Here is a 3,779-nt window from a genome sequence, read left to right as displayed (position 1 = left end):
CTACTATGTAATTACTGCAGTCAATCAGATTGGTGAGAGTGAAGTTTCCAGTGAAGTGATGGCTACACCGAATGAGTCAATTGGAACGTATACCTATCATTATGATGAAAATGGTAGACTCACTTCCATTGTGTTACTTTCGGGTGAAACACTGGTGTATGAATATGATATAAATGGTAATCTTATTCGCAGCTATATTCAACCTTAAAACGAAGTAGTAAAAGTGCAATATATATATGAGGAGGCAACATTGTAAATTAAAAAAAAATAATCATACTGATCTGTATTTTTACGTTACAACTGCTACATGTTAGAAACAAATTATAGTAGGATAGCAAAACGTAGGAAGAGTATAGTTTACAAGAATAAGTTTATAGATTTAGAAGAGAAAACTTACTTCTGAATATTTTATTTTGTTAACTTTTTATGAAAGTTTTTTTAATTGTTTAATTCTAGATCATCGCAGCCTCAGAATGAATTTATTTCCATTGGAATATGAAAGAGATTTATATATGATTTAAAGGTAAATTAATGAAATTTTTAGTAATTGAAGGGGGGAAGTTGGTTCAAGAAGTTTAAGAGAGAATTAAATTATTACATATTAACTTATATTTTAGGAGGAATCATATTGATTATTAAAAAAACAGTAACTTTTTTATGTATATTTCTATTAGTATTTTCAACTCTAGTTATAGCTGAAGAAGTTGTAGATTTGAATCAAATGACTGCGTCCACGCTATCTTTGACTCAAGAGGATGATAAACAATCAAATATTAGTACAGGAGGGGCTAATACGGTAGGGCTAAAAAACGATGGAAGTGTTGTTGCCGTTGGTTATGATAAGTATGGTCAAACCTCAGGCGTATCGAGTTGGACAGATATTGTACAAGTGAGTGCAGGACAAAATCATACAGCAGGCTTAAAAAGCGATGGGAGTGTCGTAGCCGTAGGTGGTGCTGGTGATTATGGACAAATCTCAGGCGTATCGAGTTGGACAGATATTGTACAAGTGAGTGTAGGATATTTTCATACGGTAGGGCTAAAAAGCGATGGGAGTGTCGTGGCTGTAGGTACTAATGATGATTTTGATTATGGTCAAACCTCGGGTGTATCGAGTTGGACAGATATTGTACAAGTGAGTGCAAGACATTTCAATACGGTAGGACTAAAAAGTGATGGAAGTGTTGTTGCCGTAGGTCATGATAAGTATGGTGGAGTCTCAGGCGTATCGAGTTGGACAGATATTGTACAAGTGAGTGCAGGAATGTACCATACGGTAGGCTTAAAAAGCGATGGGAGTGTTGTTGCCGTAGGATATGATCATTATGGACAAACCTCAGGAGTATCGAGTTGGACAGATATTGTACAAGTGAGTGCAGGGTCCACTCATACAGTAGGCTTAAAAAGTGATGGGAGTGTCGTGGCCGTAGGTATTGATAATAATGGTGAAGTCTCAGGCGTATTGAGTTGGACAGATATTGTAGAAGTAAGTGGAGGTGGTTATCATACGGTAGGGCTAAGAAACGATGGAAGTGTTGTTGCTGTAGGTATTGATGATTATGGACAAACCTCAGGTGTATCGAGTTGGACAGATATCTTATCAATTCCTACTCCTCCTACAAATGTAGTAGCTACTTTGAATAATTCACTTATCTCTATATCTTGGAATGAAGTAGTTGATTCTGATTATTATACAATCAAACGTTCAACAACTTCAGGTGGTCCCCATACAATCATAGCAAATGAGGTTACAACAACGAGTTATGATGATATAAATATAAATAATGGAACTACTTATTACTACATGGTGAGTGCAGTCAATGATGTAGGAGAAAGTGAAAACTCCAATGAAGTGAGTATATTAACCATTCCAAATGCACCGAGTGGATTTACAGCTATATCAGGAAGTAGTGAAGTTCAGTTGAGTTGGGATGACAGTATTGGTGCAGAAAGTTACAATATCAAACGTTCTACAAGTGTAGGTGGACCCTATACAATCATAGTAAATGATATTACAAAAACAAGTTATACGGATACAACAGTAGAAAATGGAACAACGTACTACTATGTAGTGAGTGCTGTTAATAGTTCAGGTGAAAGTGAAAACACCAATGAGGTGAGTGTATTAACCATTCCAAACGCACCGAGTGGATTTATGGCTATATTAGGAAGTAGTGAAGTTCAGTTGAGATGGGATGCAAGTATTAGTGCAGAAAGTTACAATATCAAACGTTCTACAAGTGTAGGCGGACCCTATACAATCATAGTAAATGATATTACAAAAACAAGTTATACGGATACAACAGTAGAAAATGGAACAACGTACTACTATGTAGTGAGTGCTGTTAATAGTTCAGGTGAAAGTGAAAACACCAATGAAGTGAGTGCAACGCCAGTACTAGCTATACCTAATACACCTACAGGATTTAAAGCTATCTCAGGAAATCAGCAAGTTCAACTGAATTGGGATGAAAGTAATGGGGCAGATAGTTACACTATTAAACGTGCAGAAGAAAGTGGAGGCTTGTATACAACGATAGCTAGTGGAATTATGACTGCTACTTACACAGATATCAATGTGGTCAATTTAACAACATACCATTATGTGGTGAGTGCGGTCAATGAACTTGGTGAAAGCGAAAACTCAATTGAGGTGAGTGCAATCCCAGTAGATTCAACAGGCATCGAGACATATGAACCGAATAATCGTTTTAATTCCGCTTACTCGATTGAGTATAACGAAACGTATGATTCCTATATTAGCTCAGTGATAGATCAAGATTTTTTTCAATATACAGCAGATCATAGTGGGATTGATCAACTTTCTTTCCAAACACCGATAGATGCAAATTATGATGTATATATCTATGATGGCAATCAAAACCTCATTTCGATGAAAGGTCCAAATCTGTCGGAGGAACTATATTTCGTAGAAGCTGGACAAACCTATTACATTGTAATCTTTGGCATTGATGGAAGTTCATCTGAATCCAATTATACCTTTGATGTAACTCCATTTCAGGTCAATACAGAAGTAGAGTATCACTATGAATATGACAGTAATGGAAATCTTATCAAAATAACAGTCACTCCTCAATAGATTACTAATTTACGATCATGGTTTTACACTATTAAAACCATGGTGTAAGTATTTGGAAATATATTTTAAGTGATATTCGATGATAAGACAATCCAACTAGAATTGAAACATTGTATGTAAACGAGGAGGTAACATTGTGAACTCAAAAAAGATGATCGTACTTATTTGTATCTTTACTATGCTATTTTCAAATCTAGCATATGCAAATCCTAGTGAACTGTTAGAGAAAGAAGAGGTTACTTCTTATTTAATAGGGCTACATGAAGAAGTTTCTTCAGAAGAATTTAAAGAAAAAAAATTAAAAGATAAAAAAACAAAAAAGATCAAAACCAAAAAGAAAGATATGATTGTTGCTGAGTTAACCGAATTGGAATTATTAGAATTAGCCAGTGATGAAGAAGTTTTATTCGTGGAAGAAAATGCAATCGTTGAAGTGACATCCGTAGATAAACCAAAAAAGAAAGATGTTGAAGATAATCAATTGATTCCTTGGGGAATACAGGCTATTGGCAGTGATCTTGCCCATGAGAATAAATATGAAGGTAAAAATATAAATATCGCTATTCTAGATACGGGAATTGCTGATCATCCAGATTTGAAAGTAAAAGACGGAGTTTCTTTTGTTGAGGACAAATCGTTTGATGAAGATGATCATGGACATGGAACTCATGTAGCTGGC

At 35.3% G+C, this 3,779-nt stretch carries 3 protein-coding genes; all 3 read left to right on the top strand.

Translation table 11 applies throughout. The features are described from left to right. Positions 1-208 (top strand): RHS repeat domain-containing protein (locus ERL59_RS19755; protein WP_160647956.1); only part of this gene is annotated, 208 nt, incomplete at its 5' end. 420 nt (positions 209-628) lie between these two features. Continuing rightward, positions 629-3,100, top strand: coding sequence for a hypothetical protein (locus ERL59_RS21490; protein ID WP_328699987.1), 2,472 nt, complete (start codon positions 629-631; stop codon positions 3,098-3,100). 136 nt (positions 3,101-3,236) lie between these two features. Next, positions 3,237-3,779 (top strand): S8 family serine peptidase (locus ERL59_RS21485; protein ID WP_328699986.1); only part of this gene is annotated, 543 nt, incomplete at its 3' end.

Origin of the sequence: Chengkuizengella marina (genome assembly GCF_009910845.1) — a bacterium.
GTDB classification, from domain to species: domain Bacteria; phylum Bacillota; class Bacilli; order Paenibacillales; family KCTC-33759; genus Chengkuizengella; species Chengkuizengella marina.
This window is presented reverse-complemented; position numbering and strand designations above follow the sequence as displayed.